Annotated in this window: 22 protein-coding genes, 1 pseudogene and 1 other annotated feature; of the genes and pseudogenes, 19 read left to right on the top strand and 4 right to left on the bottom strand. The window is 33.7% G+C overall.

Translation table 11 applies throughout. The features are described 5' to 3' along the window. Positions 1-156: 156 nt before the first annotated feature. From ACFCYN_RS18975 to ACFCYN_RS18985, 3 genes are all read left to right on the top strand, one after another. Positions 157-1,314, top strand: a complete 1,158-nt coding sequence (locus ACFCYN_RS18975; RefSeq protein ID WP_375951008.1) for a lactate 2-monooxygenase — start codon at positions 157-159, stop codon at positions 1,312-1,314. Positions 1,315-1,667: 353 nt separating this feature from the next. Further along, positions 1,668-2,420, top strand: a complete 753-nt coding sequence (locus tag ACFCYN_RS18980; protein ID WP_375951010.1) for an ABC transporter ATP-binding protein — start codon at positions 1,668-1,670, stop codon at positions 2,418-2,420. Between the two features lies 1 nt (position 2,421). Further along, positions 2,422-3,951: an ABC transporter permease/substrate-binding protein gene (locus tag ACFCYN_RS18985; protein ID WP_375951012.1), complete on the top strand. Its 1,530-nt coding sequence runs from the start codon at positions 2,422-2,424 to the stop codon at positions 3,949-3,951. A gap of 197 nt (positions 3,952-4,148) precedes the next feature. Here ACFCYN_RS18985 and ACFCYN_RS18990 read toward each other — a convergent pair whose 3' ends face one another. Next, positions 4,149-4,337 carry a hypothetical protein gene (locus ACFCYN_RS18990; protein ID WP_172444796.1) on the bottom strand — a complete coding sequence of 63 codons (189 nt, stop codon included), beginning with the start codon at positions 4,335-4,337 and terminating at the stop codon, positions 4,149-4,151. A 262-nt stretch (positions 4,338-4,599) separates the two neighbouring features. Here ACFCYN_RS18990 and ilvE point away from each other — a divergent pair, with 262 nt between their 5' ends. From ilvE to leuD, 9 genes and pseudogenes are all read left to right on the top strand, one after another. Continuing rightward, entirely contained in the window at positions 4,600-5,490 is an 891-nt protein-coding gene (ilvE, locus tag ACFCYN_RS18995) for a branched-chain-amino-acid transaminase (protein ID WP_172444795.1), read from the top strand. Positions 5,491-5,496: 6 nt separating this feature from the next. Continuing rightward, entirely contained in the window at positions 5,497-7,164 is a 1,668-nt protein-coding gene (gene ilvD, locus ACFCYN_RS19000) for a dihydroxy-acid dehydratase (RefSeq protein WP_375951014.1), read from the top strand. After that, positions 7,163-7,396 (top strand) — a binding site (T-box leader). Its footprint overlaps the gene before it by 2 nt. Positions 7,397-7,495: 99 nt before the next feature. Beyond that, positions 7,496-9,184 (top strand): acetolactate synthase large subunit, encoded by a 1,689-nt coding sequence (ilvB, locus tag ACFCYN_RS19005; protein ID WP_375951039.1) that lies wholly within the window; start codon positions 7,496-7,498, stop codon positions 9,182-9,184. Beyond that, positions 9,184-9,699: an acetolactate synthase small subunit gene (ilvN, locus tag ACFCYN_RS19010; RefSeq protein WP_098120822.1), complete on the top strand. Its 516-nt coding sequence runs from the start codon at positions 9,184-9,186 to the stop codon at positions 9,697-9,699. The genes ilvB and ilvN overlap by 1 nt, the downstream gene beginning before the upstream one ends. A gap of 45 nt (positions 9,700-9,744) precedes the next feature. Beyond that, on the top strand, positions 9,745-10,755 hold the full coding sequence (gene ilvC, locus ACFCYN_RS19015; RefSeq protein WP_375951016.1) for a ketol-acid reductoisomerase: 1,011 nt from the start codon (positions 9,745-9,747) through the stop codon (positions 10,753-10,755). A gap of 3 nt (positions 10,756-10,758) precedes the next feature. Next, positions 10,759-11,880 (top strand): annotated as a pseudogene (locus ACFCYN_RS19020) (2-isopropylmalate synthase); the annotation flags it as partial. A 41-nt stretch (positions 11,881-11,921) separates the two neighbouring features. Further along, positions 11,922-12,989 (top strand): 3-isopropylmalate dehydrogenase, encoded by a 1,068-nt coding sequence (leuB, locus tag ACFCYN_RS19025; protein WP_375951018.1) that lies wholly within the window; start codon positions 11,922-11,924, stop codon positions 12,987-12,989. Further along, on the top strand, positions 12,986-14,380 hold the full coding sequence (leuC, locus tag ACFCYN_RS19030; RefSeq protein ID WP_172444791.1) for a 3-isopropylmalate dehydratase large subunit: 1,395 nt from the start codon (positions 12,986-12,988) through the stop codon (positions 14,378-14,380). The genes leuB and leuC overlap by 4 nt, the downstream gene beginning before the upstream one ends. Beyond that, positions 14,358-14,933: a 3-isopropylmalate dehydratase small subunit gene (leuD, locus tag ACFCYN_RS19035; protein WP_375951021.1), complete on the top strand. Its 576-nt coding sequence runs from the start codon at positions 14,358-14,360 to the stop codon at positions 14,931-14,933. Before leuC ends, leuD begins: the two co-directional genes overlap by 23 nt. Positions 14,934-15,217: 284 nt before the next feature. Here leuD and ACFCYN_RS19040 read toward each other — a convergent pair whose 3' ends face one another. Together ACFCYN_RS19040 and ACFCYN_RS19045 are read right to left on the bottom strand one after the other, a co-directional pair. After that, positions 15,218-15,655: an immunoglobulin-like domain-containing protein gene (locus ACFCYN_RS19040; RefSeq protein WP_375951023.1), complete on the bottom strand. Its 438-nt coding sequence runs from the start codon at positions 15,653-15,655 to the stop codon at positions 15,218-15,220. Between the two features lie 160 nt (positions 15,656-15,815). Further along, complete coding sequence (locus tag ACFCYN_RS19045; protein WP_375951025.1) at positions 15,816-16,577, bottom strand: sulfite exporter TauE/SafE family protein; 762 nt, start codon at positions 16,575-16,577, stop codon at positions 15,816-15,818. Between the two features lie 112 nt (positions 16,578-16,689). Here ACFCYN_RS19045 and ACFCYN_RS19050 point away from each other — a divergent pair, with 112 nt between their 5' ends. Then, positions 16,690-17,475, top strand: coding sequence for a TrmB family transcriptional regulator (locus tag ACFCYN_RS19050; RefSeq protein WP_375951027.1), 786 nt, complete (start codon positions 16,690-16,692; stop codon positions 17,473-17,475). 249 nt (positions 17,476-17,724) lie between these two features. Beyond that, the gene (locus tag ACFCYN_RS19055; RefSeq protein WP_375951028.1) at positions 17,725-18,573 is read left to right on the top strand and encodes a DegV family protein; all 849 of its coding nucleotides are present in this window, start codon (positions 17,725-17,727) and stop codon (positions 18,571-18,573) included. Between the two features lie 415 nt (positions 18,574-18,988). On the opposite strand, the gene ACFCYN_RS19060 is transcribed toward ACFCYN_RS19055, so the two are convergent. Next, positions 18,989-19,183, bottom strand: a complete 195-nt coding sequence (locus ACFCYN_RS19060) for a DUF6199 family natural product biosynthesis protein (protein WP_172444786.1) — start codon at positions 19,181-19,183, stop codon at positions 18,989-18,991. Between the two features lie 1,104 nt (positions 19,184-20,287). On the opposite strand from ACFCYN_RS19060, the gene ACFCYN_RS19065 reads away from it, so the two are divergent. From ACFCYN_RS19065 to ACFCYN_RS19085, 5 genes are all read left to right on the top strand, one after another. Then, positions 20,288-21,292 carry a zinc-dependent alcohol dehydrogenase family protein gene (locus ACFCYN_RS19065; RefSeq protein ID WP_375951031.1) on the top strand — a complete coding sequence of 335 codons (1,005 nt, stop codon included), beginning with the start codon at positions 20,288-20,290 and terminating at the stop codon, positions 21,290-21,292. Between the two features lie 185 nt (positions 21,293-21,477). Next, the gene (locus tag ACFCYN_RS19070) at positions 21,478-22,626 is read left to right on the top strand and encodes an acyl-CoA dehydrogenase family protein (protein WP_172444784.1); all 1,149 of its coding nucleotides are present in this window, start codon (positions 21,478-21,480) and stop codon (positions 22,624-22,626) included. Positions 22,627-22,655: 29 nt separating this feature from the next. Beyond that, entirely contained in the window at positions 22,656-23,807 is a 1,152-nt protein-coding gene (locus ACFCYN_RS19075) for a thiolase family protein (RefSeq protein ID WP_375951033.1), read from the top strand. A 28-nt stretch (positions 23,808-23,835) separates the two neighbouring features. After that, entirely contained in the window at positions 23,836-24,606 is a 771-nt protein-coding gene (locus ACFCYN_RS19080) for a 3-hydroxyacyl-CoA dehydrogenase (protein ID WP_172444782.1), read from the top strand. A 493-nt stretch (positions 24,607-25,099) separates the two neighbouring features. Continuing rightward, complete coding sequence (locus ACFCYN_RS19085; RefSeq protein ID WP_375951035.1) at positions 25,100-25,921, top strand: MBL fold metallo-hydrolase; 822 nt, start codon at positions 25,100-25,102, stop codon at positions 25,919-25,921. The last annotated feature ends 451 nt before the right edge of the window (positions 25,922-26,372 follow it).

Genomic DNA, 26,372 nt, shown 5'->3' on the forward strand with positions numbered 1-26,372 from the left:
AAAATAGTGTTTCAAGTGATCTTAAACAAACCGATGAAAGAGCTATTTTACAAATTACATAAAATGTCGAATGGTTTATTAAGAAAATTAAAGGATTTATCAGATATAAATTAGAATATGTAAACGGTTACAATATTTTTTAAGGATGTGTTTCGAATGAATAATTTTGGAAATAATATTCAATTGCAAATATATGGTAGTGGGAAGAAAAGTGAGATTCCTGTTAGATTTGAAGATTTAGAGAGGCTGGCTAAAGAGAAATTAGCAGAGGAGCCTTTTTATTATATAGCGGGTGGCGCGGGTAATGAGCGATCGATGAATGATAATCGATTAGCATTCGATAAGTGGAAAATTGTACCGAGAATGCTACGAAATGTTGCTGAGCGTGATATTAGTATAAATTTATTTGGTAAAACATATAATTCGCCGGTTTTATTTGCTCCAATTGGTGTGCAATCTATTGCCCATCCAGAGGGAGAGCTTGAAGCTTGTAGAGCAGCAGCTGAATTGCAAATTCCTTATATAACTAGTACAGCATCAACTTATTCATTGGAAAAGGTGTCAAATGTATTAGGAGATGCTCCCAAATGGTACCAATTATATTGTAGTAGTGATATGGAAATTGCAGCAAGTATGATTAAACGTGCCGAAGCAAATGGGTACGAAGCAATTGTTATTACTCTTGATACTTCAATCATGGGTTGGAGAGAGAAAGATATTGAAAATGCCTATTTACCATTTTTACAAAGACAAGGTATTGGTAACTATTTAGAAGATCCTGTGTTTCGCTCAAGATTAAATAATACACCTGAGGAGGATCCTCAATCTGCCATTCTATTATGGACAAAATTATTTGGTAATCCTTCATTAACGTGGGATGATTTATCATTTTTACGAAGTCAAACGAAATTACCTATTTTATTAAAGGGAATTTTACACAAGGATGATGCGATGCTTGCGCTTGAATATGGTATGGATGGCATTGTCGTTTCGAACCATGGTGGAAGACAGGTTGATGGAACGATTAGTACTTTAGATGCATTAGAAAGTATATGTAGTGAGTTAAAAGGTAGATTACCAATTTTAATGGATAGTGGCATTAGAAGAGGCTCAGATATTTATAAAGCATTAGCAATTGGTGCTGATGCAGTTTTAATTGGTAGACCATATATGTACGGCTTAGCACTCGCAGGTAAAAATGGAGTAGTGCAAGTAATGAAAAATATTTTAGCTGATTTTGATCTAACGATGGCTTTATCAGGACAAAAAAATATAAGTGAGTTGAAACCGTCTATATTAGCTAAACAGTTTTAAAAAAATTAAAAAGAGCGTACTCAAAAGTACTTTAACTTTTGAGCCGCTCTTTATTTTAGAATATAAAATTTAAGTTGCGCCTTTTATATCAGTTATAAAATATTCCCCCATTATAAAACAAGAATTACCCAGCAAAATCCTTTACTTTGCAGAGGTATGATTGACGTAAATCACTAGACCATTATTTGAAAAATTTGAATTAGTTACTATTAAACTATAAATTCCAACCATCGAACTACACGACTACAATTCCTCACAAATTTGATATGTCCTAATTTTTTCTACTTAAAGCATAAGAAAACTTGTCCCCTAACTATATATATTAATAAGTATCTTAAAAAGGGAGGACTAGAATGATTCAATTTCATGATGTATCTTTTAAGTTTTCAAATGGAAATTATGGGGTTCAAGATTTATCATTTTCAATTCAAGCAGGTGAATGCTTTGTTTTGATTGGTCCGAGTGGTTGTGGAAAAACGTCAACAATTAAATTAATAAATAGATTAATTAAGCCGACAGATGGAGAAATTTTTTATAATGATAAAAATATTAAAGATTATGATGAACACAAGTTGAGGCGAGATTTTGGATATGTCCTTCAACAAATTGCTTTATTCCCACATTTGAATGTCGAAGAAAACATTTCGATCGTGCCGGAATTGAAAAAATGGAGTAAAGCGCAGATTAAAGCTCGAGTCGCAGAATTACTTGAATTAGTAAAATTAAATCCGCAGGAATTTAGTAAAAGATCAGTTTCGGAATTATCGGGTGGGCAACAACAGCGTGTAGGTGTAGCGAGGGCCTTAGCAGGAAACCCAAATCTATTGCTAATGGATGAGCCGTTTAGTGCATTAGATCCAATTACAAGATTACAATTACAAAAAGATTTGAATCTATTAAAAACTAAGATAAATAAATCAATCCTATTTGTTACACATGATTTGGATGAAGCATTTTATTTAGGAGATCGGATAGGTATCATGCACGGAGGTGAATTAGTTCAAGTAGGTACGAAGGATGAAGTGTTAAATAATCCAATTAACCCATTCGTCGAACAATTTATAGACAACTATCGTAGTAAAGCTGTCTTGAAGGAGGGGATTTAAGATGATTCTCTCTTCATTTACATCGACTCTTACAAATCGAAAAGAACAATTGTTAACAGCATTGTTAGAGCATATTCAAATTTCAGTATTTGCATTAATCATTGCAATTCTTTTAGCTGTACCAATTGGAATTTACTTAACGAAGAAAAAGGTTCTCGCTGAGTTTGTGATAGGAACTACAGCTGTTATTCAAACAATCCCTTCGTTGGCATTGTTAGGCATATTAATTCCATTAGTCGGTATTGGAAAGATTCCAGCGGTAATCGCGTTAAGTGTATATGCATTATTGCCGATTTTGAGAAATACATATACCGGTATTAAGGAGATTGATCCAATTTTATTAGAAGCAGCTACCGGATTAGGAATGAATAGTAGGCAGAGGCTTTTTAAAGTAGAATTACCGCTAGCTTTACCAGTTATGATGGCTGGAATTCGTACTGCAATGGTAATTATTATTGGAACTGCCACAATCGCAGCACTAATCGGAGCAGGGGGCTTAGGAAGCTTAATATTACTCGGAATTGACCGAAATGATATGAATCTTATTATTTTAGGGGCAATTCCATCAGCACTTTTAGCAATTTTATTTGATTTTATTTTAAGATTAATTGAGAAATCGAGTTTTAAGAGTTTTTCATTGAGAATAATTACGATTTGTTTTATTTTATTAGCATTATTATTTTCCCCATTAACCATTAAATCTTGGAATAAAACAGATCTTGTCATCGCTGGGAAATTAGGTGCTGAACCAGAAATTATTATGAATATGTATAAATTATTGATTGAGAACGAAACAAATTTAAATGTTGAAGTTAAGCCTAATTTTGGTAAAACGACATTTGTTTTTAATGCATTAAAAAAAGGTGATATTGATATTTATCCAGAATATACAGGCACAGTCGTTTCTACATTTTTAAAAGAAAAGGCCGTAAGTAATGATGCAAAAGCAGTGTATGAACAAGCTGCCAAAGGTTTAGCAAAAAAGTATAATTTAACTTATTTAGAACCAATGAAATTTAATGACACATATGCATTAGCAGTACCAGAAAAAATTTCAAAACAATTGGGTATTAAAACGATTTCAGATGCAACCCGTGTTGAAAATCAATTAAAGGCAGGGTTCACTTTAGAATTTACAGATCGTGAAGATGGATATTTAGGTTTGCAAAAATTATATGGTCTGAAGTTTCAAAATTTAAAAACGATGGAGCCAAAATTAAGATATGAAGCCATACAGAGAGGAGATCTCTCAATAATCGACGCGTATTCTACTGATAGTGAACTTCAAAGTTATAACATGAAAGTGTTAGAAGATGATAAAAACTTATTTCCACCATATCAATGTGCTCCACTCTTAAGACAAGAAACACTTGAAAAATATCCTAAAGTGGAAAAAATACTAAATAAATTAAACAATAAAATAACAGATGATGAAATGAGAGAAATGAATTACAAAGTGAATATTGAAGGAAAGTCTGCTGAAAGTGTTGCCAAGGAGTTTTTGAAGGATGAAGGCTTGTTGAAAAAATGATTTTAGATGGGGCTTCTCATAAGTCAGGTAACTGATCTATGAGGGTTCCCTTTTTTGAATGGAGTAAGTTAGTTATGTATTATTCGGATAGTTCAAATGTACTATTAGTTGCCATTTCTTTTAAGCTAATAAAAAAGAGGGTTCCCTTAATTTTCGGGATCCCTCATTTTGTTATTATACGATAAAATAATTGCTGTTTAATCGTTATAAGCTCCAGTTAACATCTCGCTTACAAAAGAATCATTTTCCCATTCTTCGTTTAAGAAATCGACTGAATACTCCAGATCGGATTTTTCGTCTCTAATCTGAATGTCAAAATGATTACTCATTACCTTCAACACTTCATTGATTTCGTTAACAGTCCCATTAATTTGTAAAGTAGCCATTTTACTCGCCTCCGATTTTTAATTTACAGAAAATTCTGTTTAAAGTAACCATATGATAATCCTTTTGAAAAAATGTTTCAAGAGAAAAATTTTGTCGAAAAATTATTTTGAAAAAATGTAAAGGTTTTCATTGTTGATTTATCAATATTTATACTGTTTTTGAATAAATTGTGAATTTTAAATTTTCTAAAAACTTGTTGATTAATTTCTGAGATTGGAATAAAGTAAGTACAAATATTTTAACTCTTGAGGAGGATTAACCGTGACAGCCCAGCAGATTTTTCTAAATGGTGAATTCGTTCAAAAGCAGGATGCTAAAGTTTCTGTATATGATCATGGATATCTATATGGAGATGGAGTATTCGAAGGAATTCGCGTATATGAAGGTAATGTATTTCGCTTAAAAGAACATCTAATTCGATTATACGAATCAGCAAAATCAATTTTATTAACGATTCCTTACTCTTTGGAAGAATTAACTCAAATTGTTGTTGAAACAGTCAATCGTAATAACTTACATAGTGGTTATATTCGACTCGTCGTCTCAAGAGGTGAAGGAAATTTAGGATTGGATCCAGCTTCATGTTTAAGAGCAAATGTAGTTGTCATTGCAGAACAACTAGCACTTTTTCCACAAGAACTATATGACAATGGGATGGAAATTGTAACAGTAGCAACGAGAAGAAATCGAAGTGATGTATTAAATCCACAAATTAAGTCTTTAAATTACTTAAATAATATATTAGTAAAAATTGAAGCTAAATTAGCAGGTGTTCAAGAAGCGCTTATGCTAAATGATCAAGGTTTCGTAGCTGAAGGGTCAGGAGATAATGTTTTCTTAGTAAAAGGAAATAAGTTAATTACTCCACCAAGTTCAGCAGGTGCATTAGAAGGAATTACAAGAAATGCAATTATGGAACTAGGCGACACATTAGGTTATGAGGTAGAAGAAAAATTATTTACTAGACATGATGTTTATATTGCAGATGAAGTTTTCTTAACAGGAACAGCAGCCGAAGTAATTGGTGTATCTAAAGTAGATGGCCGAGTGATTGGTAATGGTAAACCTGGTCCAAATACACAGCGTTTATTACAAGCATTTCGTCAATTAGTAGTAGAAGACGGAGAAAAAATTTACGTAAAACAAGGGTGATAAATTGTGCGAAGTGACATGATAAAAAAAGGAATCGATCGAGCGCCGCATCGTAGTTTATTATTAGCGGCAGGCGTCAAAGAAGAAGATTTTCATAAACCGTTTATTGCAGTTTGTAATTCATATATTGATATAGTTCCAGGTCATATTCATTTAAGAGAAATGGCTGATGTAGTAAAACAAGCGATTCGAGATGCTGGTGGAGTACCATTTGAGTTTAATACGATTGGTGTCGATGATGGAATCGCAATGGGGCATATTGGAATGAGGTACTCTCTCCCTAGTAGGGAAATTATTGCTGATGCTGCTGAAACAGTCGTTAATGCACATTGGTTTGATGGAGTATTCTATATGCCAAATTGTGATAAGATCACACCGGGAATGCTGATGGCATCTGTTCGTACAAATGTACCAGCGGTTTTCGTATCAGGCGGACCAATGGCTGGTGGGCTTTCTAAAGACGGAAAAGCTTTATCTCTTGTTTCAGTATTTGAAGGGGTTGGAGCTTTTAAATCAGGTAAAATGAGTGTTGAAGAATTACTCGATATTGAAAAATCGGCATGTCCAACTTGTGGATCATGTTCAGGAATGTTTACAGCAAATTCAATGAATTGCATTATGGAAATGCTTGGTGTAGCACTACCATACAACGGAACAATCCTTGCAACCAGTAAAGACAGACATAAATTAATTCGTGATGCAGCCTATCATTTAATGGACTGTATTGAAAAAGATATTAAACCAAGAGATATTATTACAAAAGAGGCAATTGATGATGCGTTTGCATTAGATATGGCAATGGGTGGTTCGACAAACACAGTTTTACACTTAATGGCAATTGCAAACGAAGCAGGAATTGAATACGACTTAAAAGATATTAATGATGTAGCGAGAAGAGTACCTTACTTATCAAAAATTAGTCCCGCTTCGCATTACTCAATGCATGATGTGCATTTAGCAGGCGGAGTTCCAGCAATTATTAAAGAACTTACTACAATACCAGGAGCAATTAATAGTGAACGCATTACGATTACAGGAAAAACTTTATTCGAGAATGTGCAAGAAGCTACAATCTCAAATAGTGAAGTAATTCGTAAAAAAGAAAATCCTTATTCTGAGACAGGAGGATTATCAATATTACATGGTAATCTTGCGCCAGATGGATCAGTTATTAAAGTAGGTGCAGTTGACCCTTCAATTCAAACATTTATAGGCGAAGCAATTTGTTTTAACTCACATGATGAAGCGGTTGAAGCAATTGATGGAGGGCTCGTAAAAGAAGGGCATGTCGTTGTAATTCGATATGAAGGTCCAAAAGGAGGACCTGGAATGCCTGAAATGCTCGCACCAACTTCATCTATTGTTGGTAGAGGACTAGGAACAAAGGTTGCTTTAATTACAGATGGTCGTTTTTCAGGTGCTACCCGAGGAATTGCAATAGGACATATTTCTCCAGAGGCAGCTGAAGGTGGACCAATCGCATATATTGAAGACGGTGATGAAATCATTATCGATCTTTTATCAAGAAGTATTACATTATCAGTTTCAAATGAAGTTTTAGAAACTCGAAAACAATCGGTTGAATTGCATGAACCGAAAGTAAAAACAGGTTATTTAGCAAGATATGCAAAATTAGTTACTTCTGCTAATACAGGTGGAATTTTAAAAATATGAAAAAGCAATGAAAGAGAAAAGTAGTTATGAAAAGGATCTTCAGAGAGTCGGTGGATGGTGTGAACCGATGGCCTTGATTAATGAAACTCACTCTTGAGTGTCAGGCTGAAAAATTATTTGTAGGCCTGAACGTTGGCTACGTTATAGCTAGATTTTGGTTATCCAAAATCCCAAAGTTAGGTTATATACCTAAGAAGAAGGGTGGTACCGCGAAAAGTCTTTCGCCCCTTCAGCATCTGCTGAAGTGTGGAGTCATGGCTTTTTTTATTGCGAATAAATGGATAAATTTTATCCGAAAATGGAGGGAAATTTAGAAATGAGTCATCATTCGATGAGAACTCTGTCAAAACAGAAGTCAGGTGCAAATTTATTAATTGATGCTTTGAAAGAAGAAAATGTTGAAATGATTTTTGGTTACCCTGGAGGGGCAGTATTACCATTATATGATGCACTTTATGATGCTGATATTCCCCACATTCTATCAAGGCATGAACAGGGTGCAATCCATGCGGCAGAAGGATATGCAAGAGTAACTGGTCGACCAGGTGTAGTAATTGCTACGAGTGGTCCAGGGGCAACAAATGTCGTAACGGGTCTAGCAGATGCGATGATGGATTCCCTACCTTTAGTTGTTTTCACTGGGCAGGTTGCTACAAATGTAATTGGTACTGATGCCTTTCAAGAAGCAGATGTTATTGGTATAACAATGCCAGTTACAAAACACAACTACCAAGTTCGAAATGTAGAAGATGTTCCACAAATCGTAAAAGAAGCATTTCATATTGCTTCAACCGGCCGACAAGGTCCAGTTGTAATTGATCTACCTAAAAATATGATGGCTGAAAAAGGAGTGAAAAAGGACGAAGTAGAAGTTCAATTACCAGGTTATCAACCGACATATGAACCAAATTTTATTCAAATTACAAAGCTCGTAGCAGCGATTGAAAAAGCAAAAAAACCAGTTGTCTTAGCAGGTGCAGGCATTTTACATGCAAAAGCGGCTAAAGAGTTTACTGAATTTATAAAAAAGTTTAATCTCCCAGTTGTTAATACATTGTTAGGCTTAGGGGGATTTCCAGCAAATGAGGAATTATTCCTTGGAATGGGTGGGATGCACGGTACTTATACAGCAAATATGGCAATGTACGAAAGTGATTTGCTCATTAATATCGGAGCAAGATTTGATGATCGATTAACAGGCAATTTAGTACACTTTGCTAAAAATGCAGTCGTAGCACATATCGATATCGATCCAGCTGAAATAAACAAGGTTATTCCAACAAATATTCCAATCGTTGGATGTGCTAAAGAAGTACTAAAGGTTTTGTTAAAACAAGAGGTAGATAAACAGAATCATAGCGAATGGCTTGAGCTCCTTAAAAATCGTAAAGAAGACTTTCCTTTACAGTATGAAGCAAGTAGTGAGGTGATTAAACCACAAACGGTCTTAACTTTACTCCACTCAATTACAAAGGGGAGAGCTACTATTTCTACAGATGTAGGTCAACATCAAATGTGGGCTGCTCAGTATTATCCATTTAAAGAACCACATAAATGGATCACATCTGGTGGACTTGGAACAATGGGATTTGGATTACCTTCAGCAATTGGTGCACAATTTGCAAAACCAGATGAACTTGTTGTCGCCATCGTTGGTGATGCTGGATTTCAAATGACATTGCAAGAAATGAGCATGATTAAGGAACATAATTTACCAGTCAAAATTTTAATTTTAAACAATGCAGCCCTAGGAATGGTAAGACAGTGGCAATCAGCATTTTATAATGACCGCTTCTCTAGTTCTCTATTAGACTGCCAACCTAGTTTTACTAAACTTGCAGAAGCATATGGCATTAAAGGAATGACGATATCAGATCCAAATTTAGTTGAAAATCAATTAAGAGAAGCCATTGAATTTGATGGACCAGTATTAATTGATTGCAGAGTACATCAAGCTGAAATCGTTACACCAATGGTTCCACCAGGTAAAGGGATTCACGAAATGGAAGGGGTGAAATAATGAAACGAGTCATTACATCGACTGTATTAAATAACAGTGGCGTACTTAATAGAATTACAGGTGTTATTTCAAGAAGGCGATTTAATATTGAAAGTATTTCTGTAGGTCATACAGAACAAGATCATATTTCAAGAATTACTTTTGTCGTTCATGTAGATGATCTACAACAGGTTGAACAATTGATTAAACAGCTTCATAAGCAAATTGATGTCATAAAAGTAGCTGATATAACTGAAGATTCAGTGATTGCTAGAGAACTAGCATTAATTAAAGTAAGTACAAATGCTACTACTAGAAATGAAATTTACAGTTTAATTGAACCATTTCGAGCATCCGTTATTGATGTAAGTCGAGATCAGATTGTCGTTCAAGTAACAGGTACCTCTGATAAAGTTGAGGCTTTGATTGAATTATTAAGACCTTTCGAACTAAAAGAAATAGCTCGTACAGGTGTAACTGCATTTACTAGATCTGCTAAACATAAGGAGCATGCTCAAAAGCTACTCTCTTATTAATTAAAAATATAAAACATAAAACAAAAAAATTGGAGGAATTTAAAAATGGCTAAAGTTTATTATGGTACAGATGTGAAGGAAAACGTATTAGTTGAGAAAACGATTGCAGTAATTGGGTATGGATCACAAGGTCACGCACACGCTTTAAATCTACATGAAAATGGACATAAAGTTGTAGTTGGTTGTCGACCTGGAAAATCATGGGATACTGCTGTGAATGATGGATTACATGTAACTACTGTTGCTGAGGCTTCAAAGGCGGCAGATGTAGTAATGATTTTATTACCAGATGAGCATCAACCAAATGTATATAAAAATGAAATCGAACCTTACTTAGAAAATGGTAATGCGCTTGCGTTTGCACATGGATTTAATGTTCATTTTGATCAAATTGTTCCTCCAGCAAATGTAGATGTATTTTTAGTAGCTCCAAAAGGACCAGGTCATCTTGTAAGACGTACTTTTGTCGATGGTGCAGCAGTTCCAGCATTATTTGCTGTATACCAAGATGTAACTGGTGAAGCAAAAAACGTAGCTCTTTCTTACGCTGAAGGAATTGGTTCTACAAGAGCAGGAGTACTTGAAACAACATTTAAAGAAGAAACTGAAACAGATTTATTTGGTGAACAAGCGGTATTATGTGGTGGAGTTACATCATTAGTAAAATCAGGATTTGAAACTTTAGTTGAAGCAGGATATCAACCAGAAGTAGCATATTTCGAATGTTTGCACGAATTAAAACTCATCGTTGATTTAATGTACGAAGGCGGTATGAGCTACATGAGATATTCAATCTCTGATACAGCGCAGTGGGGCGATTTCGTTTCTGGTCCAAGAGTCGTTGCAAATGAATCAAAATTAGCGATGAAAGATATTTTAGCAGAAATTCAAGATGGTACATTTGCGAAAGGTTGGATTAACGAAAATAAAAATGGTCGTCCAGTATTCAATAAAATTAATGAAAGTGAAAAACAACATCAATTAGAAGAAGTAGGCGAAAAACTTCGTGCAATGATGCCATTTATCCAAAGAAAAGAAAAGGTCGAGGTGAAGTAAAAAATGAGTAAAATTCAGTTTCTTGATACAACATTACGTGATGGCGAACAATCTCCAGGGGTTAATTTAAATCGATTTGAAAAGCTCGAAATTGCTAGACAACTAGAGTCTTTAGGTGTTGATATCATTGAAGCTGGTTTTGCCGCTTCCTCAGAAGGTGACTTTTTAGGTGTTCAAGAGATTGCGAGACAGATTCGTTCTGTCTCCGTCTCTAGCCTTTCTCGCGCAAAAGATTCAGATATTAAAACAGCATGGGATGCGTTAAAAAATGCAGCAGAACCGAGACTTCATATTTTCTTAGCGACCAGTGACATTCATATGAAATATAAACTAAATATGACTAGATTAGAAGTATTGGAAACTGCTAAACATTGTGTTTCATTAGCTAAATCTTTTTTTCCAAAAGTACAAATTTCAGCTGAAGATGCATGTCGCACTGATCGGGCATTTCTTGCAGAATTTGCAGAGACTGCGATTAAAGCAGGTGCAGACGTTATCAATATACCAGATACAGTAGGGTATACAAGTCCTACTGAATACTACGATTTATTTAAATATTTACAAGAACATGTTCCTTCTTACCATAAAGCTATTTTTTCTTGCCATTGTCATGATGACTTAGGAATGGCAGTAGCAAACTCGTTAGCAGCAATACAGGCTGGAGCAAATCAAGTTGAGTGTACAGTTAATGGAATTGGCGAAAGAGCAGGAAATGCAGCACTAGAAGAAATTGCAGTTGCACTACATATTAGAGAAGATGTTTATCGTAAAAATACGAATTTACGATTACATGAAATTACAAAGACAAGTGAACTTGTTAGTCGTCTAACCGGTATGGTTGTCCAGAAGAATAAAGCGATTGTTGGTACAAATGCATTCGCTCATGAATCAGGAATTCATCAAGATGGCGTTTTAAAAGAGCCTACAACATATGAAATTATTCCGCCATCATTAATTGGGCTTTCTACTAATTCATTAGTATTAGGTAAACACTCAGGCCGTCATGCTTTTTCCGACAAACTAAAAGAACTTGGATTTGACTTTTCAAAAGAGATTATTAATGAGGCTTTTAGTCAATTTAAGACTTTAACAGATACAAAGAAAGACATTACAGATGCAGATTTATTAAACATTATTAGTAAGTGGAGCGAAAAGGAGGTTCTAAAATGAAATTAAATATCGCATGTCTTCCAGGAGACGGAATCGGACCAGAAATTATGAGTTCAGCTATGCAAGTTTTAGAACAGATTGCACAATCTTATCAACATAACTTTACTTTTTCTACAAATTTATTTGGTGGTCATGCTATTGATGAAACAGGCACTTCATTACCGAAAGAAACATTAGAAAATTGTTTAAATTCGGATGCCGTGTTATTAGCGGCAGTTGGTGGACCAAAATGGGATCAAGGTGTAGAACGGCCAGAGAGTGGTTTATTACGATTAAGAAAGTCACTTAATTTATACGCAAACATACGTCCAGTCGATGTGTACGATCAACTAGTCAATCATTCACCTTTAAAATCAGAACAAGTTAGAAATGTAAGCTTTGTTGTTGTTCGTGAATTGACAGGCGGAATTTATTTCTCAGAACCACGTTTTCATAATGAAAATGAAGCGACAGATACACTTTACTATAGTAGAGAGGAAATTGAACGGATTGTAACTTATGGGTTTGAATTAGCAAAAACGAGAAAAGGAAAGCTTACATCAGTTGATAAAGCAAATGTATTAGAATCTAGTAAACTTTGGAGAAAAATTGTCAATGAATTAAGTTCAAATTACCCAGAAGTGGAAGTTGAACATATTCTTGTCGATGCAGCTGCAATGGAATTAATTAGAAACCCAAGAAGATTTGATGTAATCGTTACTGAAAATTTATTTGGTGATATTTTAAGCGATGAAGCATCCATGATTACAGGTTCACTAGGCATGCTACCTTCGACAAGTAAATCAGGAAATGGACCTTCATTGTATGAACCTATTCATGGCTCTGCTCCAGATATAGCAGGACAAAATAAAGCGAATCCTATTGCGATGTTAAGGTCTGTTGCGATGATGCTAGGTGATTTTAATTTAGTCGATGAAGCAAATTCTATTGAAAATGCGATTGTTAATACAATAAATAGCGGCAACTTAACAGGTGACTTAGGCGGAAAAAATTCAACGACTGAATTTACTGAGCAAGTATTAAAAGAGTTACAATTTCAAACGGTTGGAGGTACAAGTCGATGAAGCAAACATTGTTTGATAAGCTTTGGCAAAATCATGTCGTAACTGGTGAAGTAGGTAAACCTCAGCTTTTGTATATCGATTTACATTTAGTTCATGAAGTAACTTCACCACAAGCATTTGAAGGATTAAGATTATCTAATCGGAATGTCAGAAGACCAGAATTAACTTTTGCGACAATGGATCACAATGTCCCTACCGTAAATCAATTAGTGATTACAGATTTAATCGCAAAACAACAGATGGATACGTTAAGAAATAATTGTCAGGAATTCAATATTCCTTTAGCCGATATAACTGATGAAGAACAAGGTATTGTCCATGTAATTGGTCCTGAGCTAGGTTTAACACAACCCGGAAAAACAATTGTTTGTGGAGATAGTCATACATCTACACATGGTGCTTTTGGAGCATTAGCATTTGGAATAGGAACAAGTGAAGTTGAACACGTATTAGCAACACAAACATTATGGCAAGTTAAACCGAAATCAATGGGTGTAAAACTTGATGGTAAGCTGCCAAAAGGTGTATATGCAAAAGATATCATTCTGCATTTATTAGCAACTTACGGTGTATCAATGGGAACAGGTCATGTCATTGAGTTTTATGGTGAGGCAGTTAGCAATATGACAATGGAAGAACGTATGACACTTTGCAATATGGCGATTGAAGGTGGAGCTAAAGCAGGATTGATTGCACCTGACCAAAAAACATTTGATTATTTAAAAGGTCGAAAATTTACTGTAAATTCATATGATCAAAAATTGATAGAATGGAAGAAATTATATACAGAAGAAGGAGCAGTATATGACAAGTCAATCGAAGTTGACGTAACAACTCTTGCACCATATGTAACTTGGGGAACAAATCCTGGTATGGGCGTAAGAATTGACGAAGTTCTTCCAAAAGCTAAAGATGAAAACTACGAACGTGCATATGAATACATGGGATTAAAACCTGAAATTACACCTAACGAAATTCCTGTCCAACATGTATTTATCGGTTCTTGTACAAATTCTAGATTATCAGATTTAGAGGAAGCAGCAAATTATCTTAAAGGGAAGAAAGTAAAATCTGACGTGCGAGCATTAGTTGTTCCAGGCTCTAAAAAAGTCCGAAATCTAGCAATGGAAAAAGGACTACATAAAATATTTATTGAAGCAGGATTTGAATGGAGAGAAGCCGGTTGTTCGATGTGCCTAGCAATGAATCCGGATCAAGTACCAGCTGGAGAACATTGCGCATCTACATCTAATCGAAACTTTGAAGGAAGACAAGGTAAAGGAGCACGAACACATTTAGTAAGTCCAGTAATGGCAGCGGCTGCTGCAGTTCATGGTCATTTTATTGACATTCGAAAGGAGCAAGCAAATGAAACCGTTACGTACGCATAAAGGTACAACAGTATCAATCATGTTAGACAATATCGACACTGACCAAATTATTCCAAAACAATATTTAAAACGAATCGAGCGAACTGGTTTTGGAGAATTCTTATTTGATGAATGGCGATATCATGACGATCGCTCACCTAATAAAACATTCGCTTTAAATTATGAAGAGCGAAAAAACGCTTCAATATTAATAAGTGGAAATAATTTTGGTTGCGGCTCATCCAGAGAGCACGCACCTTGGGCATTAAATGATTATGGCTTTACCATTGTTATTGCAGGTAGCTTCGCAGATATCTTCTACAATAATTGTATAAAAAATGGCATGCTACCTATTGTCTTAAATGATGAGATTCGCGCTCAATTATCCACATTAAATGGAACTCAAGAAATTGAAGTAGACTTAGAAAAACAAGTAGTAAAAACAATATTTGGGAACTATGAATTTTCAATCGATCCAGTTTGGAAAGAGAAATTACTAAATGGTTTAGATGATATTGCCATTACGATGAAATATGAAAATGAGATAGAAAAATACGAAAAGTTACATGCATAAATATAAAAGAAGTGTCTTATAAGTAAATTTATAAGACACTTCTTTTTTTATTTCCACATCGAATTATTTTAGCTAAATCCGAATCAAATCCAACAGAATTTAATCTATTTTAAAAAATGTGTAACAAGCGGTGTCTCAAAAACTATCAATGGATTAGTCACGGAATTTTAGTCTTTGTTTTGATTGCATGTTTAGAATATGTAAGCTTTAAAACACTTATTAAAGTATTTGAAAAATAGAAGATAGTTTTACGTATTTGTCTGCATTTAGTGAAAACGACTTAGTCACTCGATAATAACCTGGTTCAAGTAGTTTTGAAAGACGTGCTGAACTAATTGTAATCGTTCATCTTTTATTTCTGATTGGTTAATAACTAGACCAATTTGCTTAAACTGGAAATCTTTTTGAAAGGGAACCTCTTTCCACGTTTCTGATTTTTCATCAAATCGCTCGATCGTATATGGTGTTCCATAAAATAGCTGTTCTCCATTATTGACTATAGTCAGTTTAATGGTTTTAGTGCCTTTCGAGTAATACTGTCCATCAAGATTCATTGATACTTGAATTGTACCATCATGAATTGTGTCAGGAATCGTATTATGCGGCGAACCAACAAAAGATAGATAAATTTGCCGACTAAAGACATGTTCATTTGAATTCGTTGAACAAGCGGTCAGTAAACATAATAATACAAAGACACTGAGAAATAAGCTTTTTGTCATTTCATTTTCACCTCATAAAAGAAAATTCAACAGAATAGAAGAAGTTCCTTTTTATAAGTTAATAATCACCTTTATATCATTCTATTATTCTGCCTTAGTAGCCTATGTATAAACAAAATATAATAGTATAACAATAGCAGGTAGTAAAATTGTTTAAACTTTATTGAAAATAATCATAAACATTCTTCGCTAACAATAAACATGTCACTGAAATAAACAGAGTACGAACGTATCCACTTCCTTTTTTTATCGCAAATTTTGAACCGCAAATCGCACCAGCAATTTGGGCAATTCCCATTATTATTCCATAAGTGTAGTTTACTTGCCCTAAAAACATAAACATCATTAAACCAGCGATATTACTACAGAAGTTTAAAAACTTTGCATTCCCAGCAGCCTTTAAAAAGTCAAAACCAATCAGTAAAAAAGAAAAAATTAAAAAAGATCCTGTTCCAGGGCCAATGAATCCATCATAGAAGCCAATCGCAAATATGGTAACTAGAAAAATAATGAACTGATAGGTGGGCAGCTTTTTTGGGGATGAAAGGCTACCCCAATCTTTCTTGAAAATAGTAAAAATAGCTACTACTGCTAACATTATTAGCATCAATGGCTTAAGCAATTCAGGGTTTAGCAAATGAACGGTGTATGCACCTAATAATGAACCAATAAACGTGAGGGGAAAAAATTTAATCACTGATTTTAGATCAAGCTTACCTGAACGATAAAACATAAATGTACTTGTTAAGGAGCCAATAGTCGATGCTAATTTGTTAGTAGCTACTGCCACAGCGGGATTCAACCCTGTAAATAATAATGTTGGTAGTGTAATAAGCCCACCACCTCCTACAACAGAGTCAATAAATGAAGCTAAAAATCCAAAAACAATTAAAATAATTAATAATGATGAATCTAAATGCATTTCTATCAACCTTTCAACTTTAGTTACTACTGAAATAGTAACTAACTAATTGCTATATGTAAATAGTTATTGTAAATTTATTAAATAAGAAAATAATAGGAGGGCGATGAAAGTGGACAGTATAGTGCAACAACTCAAAAAATTAGGTTTTAACGAGTATGAATCTAAATCTTATCTATCTCTTGTTAAACAAGGTCCGGTTACAGCTTACCAAGTTAGCAAGGACTCAGGAATACCAAGAGCACGAATTTATGATGTGTTAAGTAATCTTGTTGAAAAAGGAATTGTCTTGAGGGAAGAAATAAATGACACAGCCCGATATTCACCACTGCCTGTTGAAATCTTTTTGCAAAAGGCTCAATCTGAGTGGCAATCAACTTATACAGTAATAAGCGATTCCTTAAAAAGTCTAGAAAACTCTAGTGAAAAAATGGACAACCGTGTTATTTCTTTAAAAGACTATAAAACGATTATTAACTATTGCGTGACATTAATTAAAAAAGCAGAAAAACGTATTGTTATTTCGATGTGGGACGAAATGTATGAGGTTTTGAAAAAGGACTTAATTGAGGCGAGTGAAACAGTAACCATTCAAGGTATTACATTACACGTGGAAGATCCAATTGAAAATCTAGAAATCCATCGCATTACACCTTTTACTGAAACCAAGTCCACAGAACATTGGTTTATCTTGTCCATTGATTCTAAGGAGATGATTTATGGACCTTCAACCCAGGAGCGAAGCATAGCTTTTTATACAGATGACCCTGTTCATATTTACTTATTAGAGGACTATGTATGGCACGATGTATTAGTGAATAGGCTTGTGCGACGTAGTCAGGACGATTTAGAGAAATGGATTACTGCTGAGCGAAAAGCCTTTTTTATGGAAAAATAAGTAGCTTATTCAAGAAACAAAAAAATAAAGCATAAGACACTTAAAGTGCTTATGTTTTATTTTAATTGATGGAGTTTACTCAAATTACCGTGTAACAAAATGAACTATTCTTTCTCAACTAAATTCAATTTCATTTAACTTAAATTTGTCGATAAAAATAAATTTAAATGACAAATAATTGATTGAATATTTAGAATACTATTTAATAAGATTAAAAATACATGATTAATTTAGGAATAGGTGATTAAATTGAAACTTAAATTAATTGTTGATAGCTCAGCTGATCTTCCAACTGAAATATTGAAGAAATACGATATTTCAGTAATCCCTTTAAGAGTTTATGACCAATTTGATAAGGAATATTTGGATGGTGTAAATTTAAAAGCCCATGAGTTAATGGAAAGAATGAAAAATGGAGAAAACTTTACTTCATCTTTACCTTCTTACGATGCAATTTATCAGACTTTAGTCGCAAGTAGCGCAGAGCAAAACTGTGTATATCTCACATGCTCAGGGGATTTATCTGGAACTTATAATTTCGCGCAATTAGTAAAACTAGATATTATGGAAAACAATCCAAATGCTTCAATTCATATAATTGATACTAGATCAGTATCCCTTGGAATTGGAGTATTAGTTATGGAATTAATCGAAAGCATTAATAATGAAGAACCAATAGAAAATCTACTCAATGAATTAAACAACAATATAAATAAGATACAACATATTTTTACAATAGAAGATCTCCAATATTTAATACGGGGAGGGCGGGTCGGTAAATTTGCTGGATTCCTCGGAGGAATGTTAAATATAAATCCGATTATGGAAGTAAGTGAAGGGAAGTTTAAACCACTTGAAAAAGTACGGGGTCGAAAAAAGGCAATAAATCGCATGCTTGAATTGATGAAAATTAGAAAAGATGAACTTAAAAGAACTGTCGGAGTTGTATATGGAGTAAAGGATGTTTCAACTGAACAATTTATTAAACAGCTACAGGATATTATAGGTAGTGAAAATATCATTGAAAATTCAGTTGGAGCAGCAGTCGGTGTCCATACTGGTCCTAGCGCACTTGGCATCTTTTTCCTATCAAAATAAGTAAATAATTTCGACTCTCAAAGTGGTGAGAGTTTTTTTATTTATTTTAAATTAATAGAGTTAGAAAGTATATCGTAATAACAATAAATAGTCTATGAGGAAATATAGGAAATAACAAACAGATATTCCACTCCTACCAAAAGACAAGTTTAGTAAATATGTAACAAGTTTTGACAACGTGAACTATTTAATTATTAGAAAAATAGTAGTGATTTACAAAATTAAACGTGCTATTTTAAATTTAGTAGATTATTCCTGTGGAAATTAATTTTAGTAGGATAGAAGTTTAGCGTACTATTCTTTCAATAGGTAAGAACTTGTGAAAAACTAGAGTGGAAAATTTATTGAATTGGGTGAATTGACGGATTGAAAAAATGATTTGTTTTACTTTTATTGTTTTATCTGATGCCCCTAATCACCAAGTTGACACATAGATTGTAAATACTGCGAATAGTACTAACAAAATTCCTCCGATACGTGTAGAAACAGTATAGAAACTAGATGGATCAGTTGAATTTTCTGTTTTCCAACTTTCTGTAATAAACCATATTATTTTAGGATTTGCAATTAGTAATCCGCCAAACAAAAGAAGAATAATCCCCATAATCATATTTAAATACCTCCTTAATAATTTTTATTAATTTGAGATGGGATTTAAGGGCTAATGTACCATTTTACAGCATTATTAATAAGTGGAGTTGAAATATCAAGAGTCACAACTTCCAGATTACGAGTATTAGAATCACTATACAATTTAATTACACTCATTTACTCAGAAACACCTTAATTTGATAGTTGTGATGCTAGTGACTTTTTTATAGACCAACACGTTAGTCTATTACCAGTTCATCGCCTAACTCCTTCGATTTTGTTACTCTATACTCTCCAATTGATCAATTAAGATATTAATCTCAGAACAAAATAACGTTAAGATCCTCTTTGACTAGAGAAGACTCTTAGTGATTAGAAAGTTCTAATAATTAACTACAATTAGATTATATCAACGATTGGAAATATTTTACAGTATTTTAATTCTTAATAGAGAAAATGTATCCAAGAGAGAGTTTCATACATATGGGTTGTTAACATATTAGGATAGAGATGGGTAATAACAGCTATTTATTTTAGAGATTAACTTGCTGTATTTTGAGGAGTTTAAAATTAACATAGTAGGAGCAATAAAATCGGTGCAAATAAAAACGTCAAAAGTACTAACAAAAATCATAAAACTGCAAATAAAACTAGCAAATCTGCAATTTAAAAAAATAAAACTGCAATAAGCCCAACACATCAATGGATAATTAGTTAAATAAGCATAAAAATAAGATAATCCCCTCGAAAAAATTTAAATCTAGCAAAAAAAAATAAACCGTTAGCAAAATTTTTAGCCAGTTCTTTATTAAATTTAGTAATCTAGGTTCACTATTATGGTCGAGAACTGAAAAATACAGCCCAATTATCTGTGCGAATTTCACGTACCGAAGTTAGTTCAATCTACATAATTACAAAAAAAGAATAAGCAAAACTATTAAATTTTCCAAGCAAAGAGCCGATTATCTCTATATCAATCCATTTTCATATTACCATTATTCATACTCAATTCATTAATTAAACTAATTCTAACTTTTTTTGGTAAAATAAAAATTGAATAAGATTTAATTTACATAAAAAGGGTTTTACGACTTATTTAAAACTATTAAAAGGAGTGATTTGATTGAAAGCTTATATTTTAAGAGACACTAAAGGACCTGAGTCATTAAAAATGGAAAATGTCGAGATTGGTACATTAGACCGAAATGAAGTAGTAGTCAAATTAAAAGCAGCATCATTAAACAGACGTGACTATTTTATTACTCATGGTATGTATCCAGGGATGAAATTAGATGCAATTTTAGGTTCAGATGGGGCTGGGGTTATTGAGGCCGTTGGAGAAGCGGTAAAGAGTTTTTCTGTAGGTGATGAAGTAATTATGAACCCGAGCTTAAACTGGGGGGATCGTGACGATATCAATTCAGAGGAATTTACTGTACTTGGTATGCCTTCAAATGGGACATTTGCTGAATATCTTAAACTACCAGTTGAAAATGTTTATAAAAAACCAGCTTATCTATCATGGGAAGAAGCGGCAGCAATTCCATTAGCGGCACTTACTGCATACAGATCATTAATTACACGTGGTCAATTACAGAAAGATGACGTGGTATTAATTCCTGGAATAGGAAGCGGAGTCGCGTTATACGCATTACAAATTGCTGTTGCATTTGGAGCAAAAGTAATCGTGACTTCAAGTAGTGAGGAAAAAATTGCAAAAGCAATCGAGTTAGGTGCAATTGCCGGTTTTAATTATCGAGAAAATGATTGGTATAAGAAACTTCGGAAGGAATTCGGTTTAGTTAATCTAACGATCGATGGAGTTGGTGGTGAGTCATTTAATCGTTTAATTGATTTAACTGGGCAAGGCGGAAGAATTGTATCATATGGTGCAACGAATGGTCCTGTTCCTCAAACAGTTTTACCTAAAGTATTCTTTAAAAATATGGATATTAGAGGGACGACGATGGGAAGTCCAAGAGAGTTTGAACAAATGTTAGCTTTCTTTGAACAACATAAAATTAAACCAATTTTAGATCAATCATTTGAATTTGTCGATGTAATTAGTGCGCTACAAAAAATGGGTGAAGGTAATAATTTTGGAAAAATTACGATTAAAATTGGGTAATTCGATTTATTTTTAAAAGTTTGTCTCCTATCAAAAGAACTGGTTAGCCAGTTCTTTTTTATTTTGCTCCTTGATAAATTATATTTAACATCATATGATTATTACAAATGTAATATTTATAAAATTTAGTATTTTGAATTTTGTAAGCGTTTTAATGGTGTGATATTTTTTTAGGGGGGCTTATTATGAAACATTCTTACTTAACGAGAGAACATGAAATTTTCCGCACGGCTCTTAGAAAATTTTTACAAAAAGAAGCTGTACCATTCTATGAAGAGTGGGAACAAAATAAAATGATTCCGAGAGAATTTTGGGATAAATTAGGCAACGAAGGATTTTTATGTCCATATGTTGATGAGAAATATGGCGGATTAGGTGTTGATTTCGGCTATTCTGTCATTATTATAGAGGAGCTTGAAAAGGTTGGATCAAGTTTTGTAGGTGTAGCATTACACAATGATATCGTTGTACCTTATTTGACTGCATATGGAAATGAAGAGCAAAAAATGGAATGGCTGCCAAAATGTATCTCTGGTGAGTATATTACAGCAGTTGCCATGACTGAACCAGGCGCAGGATCAGACTTAGCTAATATTAAGACGACGGCAGTAAAACAAGGAGATTACTATATTGTAAATGGTGAAAAAACGTTTATTACAAATGGAATCCATTCTGACCTAATTATTATTGCAGTGAAAACAGATTCGACAATTCAACCTGCACATAAAGGAATTAGCTTATTAGTTGTCGAAAAAGATACAGTTGGGTTTTCTAGAGGGAAGAAATTAAATAAAGTAGGACTTCACAGTCAAGATACGGCTGAATTAATTTTCCAAGATGCAAAAGTACCTATAAAAAATTTGCTAGGTGAAGAAGGAAAAGGCTTCTACTACTTAATGGAAAAACTACAACAAGAACGATTAGTAGTTGCATTAGAAGCATTAGTTTCAGCTGAAGCAATGCTAAAAGTTACAACTGAATATGTAAAAAGTAGAAAAGCATTTGGAAAATCAATTGCAGGTTTCCAAAATACTCAATTTAAACTTGTAGAATTAGCAACTGAAATTGAAATTGGTCGCACTTTCATTGAAGATTTAATTTATAAGCATATGGAAGGCATAAATGTTGTTAAACAAGTTTCGATGGCAAAATGGTGGATTACTGATTTAGGTAAAAAAGTGGCTTCTGAGTGTCTTCAATTACATGGTGGATATGGATATATGGAAGAATACGAAATTGCTAGACGTTTCAGAGATATTCAAATCATGTCAATTTATGCAGGTACAAATGAAATCATGAAGACAATTATTGCGAAACAATTAGATTTGAATTAATCCTAACTTAAAATTGGAGGATCATATTTATGAGAGAAGTAGTTATTGTGGATGCTTTAAGAACACCTATTGGTAAAAGAGGTGGCAGCTTTAGCGAAACAAGACCTGATGACTTAGCTGCGATTGTACTAAAGGAATTAGTAAGTCGAAATGAATTTGATCCGAAAGAAATAGATGATGTGATTATGGGCTGTGTTACGCAAGTTGGAGAACAGGCAGGTGATGTTGGTAGAATTGCAGCTTTATTAGCGGGTCTACCAATTGAAGTGCCCGGTGTAACCATAGACCGTCAATGTGGTTCAAGTCAACAATCTGTTCATTTTGCATCGCAAGCAATTTTAAGTGGAGATATGGACATTGTCATTGCAGCAGGAGTGGAAAGCATGACAAGAGTACCAATGTTTTCAAATTTAAAAGGATCAAAGTGGAATGAGAAGTTAACAAGTATGTTTGGTGACTTTAATCAAGGAATCTCTGCAGAACGAATTAATGAAAAGTGGAACATCTCTCGACAAGAGCAAGATGAATTTGCTTATAATAGCCATCAAAAAGCATTAAAAGCGATGAAGCAAGGCTACTTTGAAGACGAAATTGTTGCGGTTTCTGTGCATAATCAAGATGGTGAACTTGTTAAAGTGACAAAGGATGAAGGACCAAGAGAAAACTCATCAATTGAAAAATTAACAACTTTAAAACCAGTATTTATCGAAACTGGTTCGGTTACTGCTGGAAATGCAAGTCAAATTAGTGACGGTGCTGCAGGACTACTTTTAATGAGTAAAGAAAAAGCTCATCAATTAGGATTTAAGCCAAAGTTTAGAATTATAGGGAGAACTGTGGTCGGGTCAGACCCTAAATTAATGCTTACAGGGCCCATTCAAGCTACACAAAAAGTTCTGCAAAAATGTGGTTTAACAATTGATCAAATCGATTTGTTTGAAATAAATGAGGCATTTGCAACTGTACCTTTAGCATGGCAAAAAGAACTAGGGGTACCATTTGAAAAATTAAATATTTTTGGTGGAGCGATCGCATTAGGTCACCCACTTGGTGCTAGTGGTGCAAGAGTTATGGTTACAATGTGTAACGCCTTAGAAAAAACAGGCGGCCGCTATGGATTACAAGCGATTTGTGAAGGTCATGGTATGGCAAATGCAACAATTATCGAGAGATTAAATTAATTTTAACAAAACATTGGGGGATTTTATAATGAACATTCGTGAAAGTATCGCAATCGTTACAGGTGGAGCATCAGGTTTAGGTGCAGGAACAGTTAGAATGATCGTAGAAAATGGTGGGAAAGCTGCTATTTTCGACTTAAATGAAGAGAGAGCTACTAGCTTAATAGCTGAATTAGGTGAAGACAATGTTTGTTTTGAAAAAACGGACGTATCTTCAGAAGAGAGCGTAAAAAACTCACTTAAGAATGTTTTGACTAAATATGGTTCAATTAATACAGTAGTAAACTGTGCAGGTATTGTATTAGCTGAAAAAGTAATTAAAAGAGACGGAATTCATTCATTAGAATCATTCCAAAAAATCATAAATGTAAACCTAGTTGGTACATTTAACGTTATTCGTTTAGCAGCTGAACAAATGATTAATAACGAACCAAATGAATTTGGTGAAAGAGGTGTTATTATTAACACTGCTTCAGTTGCAGCATTTGATGGTCAAATGGGGCAAGCAGCTTACGGTGCATCAAAGAGCGCTGTAGCTGGTATGACATTACCAATTGCTAGGGATTTATCAAGATATGGCATCAGAGTAATGAGCATCGCTCCTGGTATATTTGAAACACCAATGTTTGATGTATTACCAGAAAAAGCTAGAGAATCATTAGGAAACATGGTTCCATTCCCATCACGTCTAGGTAAGCCATCAGAATACGCACATTTAGCGAAAAGCATTGTTGAAAATCCAATGTTAAACGGTGAAGTAATCCGCCTAGATGGTGCAATTCGTATGCAACCAAAGTGATTTAGTACTAATTATAAAAGCTGGAGAAGCAGGTATTGATCTTGCTCTCCTGCTTTTTTATTTGTTTAGATTCTGAATTAGTATTTAAATGATAGCTGTTAAAGGAGATTGTTGATTTTTTGTTTTACTAATTTAGAAGGTTAATTGAATAAGAAATACACGAAATTGCTTACCACATTTTATAGCACTAAGCCCTGATTTGGTTTCATTCAATTAATAAATTAAAAATGTACTTATGCCACTAACCTGAAGTGTTAGTTCAATAAGATGAAAAATCGTTTATGCGGCTTTTTTATTTGAGAATTTGGCAGTTTTAAATAAAAGAATGAGTGGTTATTCATTCATTTTTATGATAAAGTAAAAATGCAGAATATTATAAAAATAAAACATATTGAAGTAAACTGAGATCGGGATTTTATACTTATTATCAATTGCTACTATAAATAACTAGTTGAAAATGATTTTTGGTTTAATAGTTAGGAGATGAAAGCTGATGTATTTAACGAAAAAATCATACTTAGGAGAGAAAAATGGCGTCTCATACTTGAATGGAGAAGTTAAATTTCTAAGTGTTTCATTAAATGTTTACAGTTATTTAGTGGATGGTGTATTAATTGATACGGGATCGCAGTCCTTACATAGATATTTCGAATCTTTTATTGACGAAGCAGATTTTGATCAAGTAATGATAACTCATTCTCATGAAGATCATTCAGGTTGTGCCGCTTATATTGAAAAAACAAAGAAACTGCCAATTTATATAAATGAAAAAACAATTGATTATTGCGCGCGTAGGGCAGATTATCCTTTATATAGGCAACTCTTTTGGGGGAGAAGAAAGCCGTTTCGTGCTAAGGCTATGCCTGAAACTTTTGCATCCAGAAATGCAACATGGAAAGTAATTGATACACCTGGTCATGCATTAGATCATAAAGCTTTATTAAATCAGGAAACAGGTCAATTATTTACGGGAGATTTATTTGTAAGTGACAGGACAAAAGTCGTATTAGCAGAAGAAAGTATTCCTTCAATTATTCACTCATTAGAGAGAGTATTATCATATGATTTTCAAGATGTATTTTGCAACCATGCAGGCTTTGTAGAAGATGGTCGCGTAGCGCTTGAACGAAAACTAGACTATTTATTATCTATTAAACATAAAGTATTAACTTTACAAAAAGAAGGGAATTCAGCTGAAGTTATCCGAAATAAGCTATTTCCAAAAAAATACCCAATTATAAAATTTTCAAACGGAGAATGGGATTCACTACATATTATCACATCGATCATAAATGAAAATAAACCCGATTTATAGGTCTTTTTTCATGTTTATTAAGGAAAAACGACTCATAAGAGTCGTTTTAATTTATTTTTTATTATAAAAAAGATCTGGTTTTCCACAATTTGGGCACTCATATTCATAATGATCTTGAATTACCTTGCTAGTATTTGAATATTCGCCATCATTCATTGTATTACAGTTTGGACAATTACTGCTCGTTTTTGGGGAATTGTCTTTTGAATTTTCCATCCTATCCATCCTTTCTTATCATTTTTCTAACAATCCTTTATATTTTACCCATTAAAATTATTTATCCTATTAAAATTAAAACTCTGTCTATTAGTTGTCACATTTTGTAGCACGAAGTTCAAAAATGTTTACATTCAATTAACTAATTAAAAATACCCTGATTGAACTTATGAAGTGTATGAGTTTAATAAAAGTTTATCCACAATTAAAATAAATATGGATATTTAAGGCATTT

Source organism: Gottfriedia sp. NPDC056225, from assembly GCF_042267765.1.
Taxonomy (GTDB): Bacteria; Bacillota; Bacilli; order Bacillales; family Bacillaceae_G; genus Gottfriedia.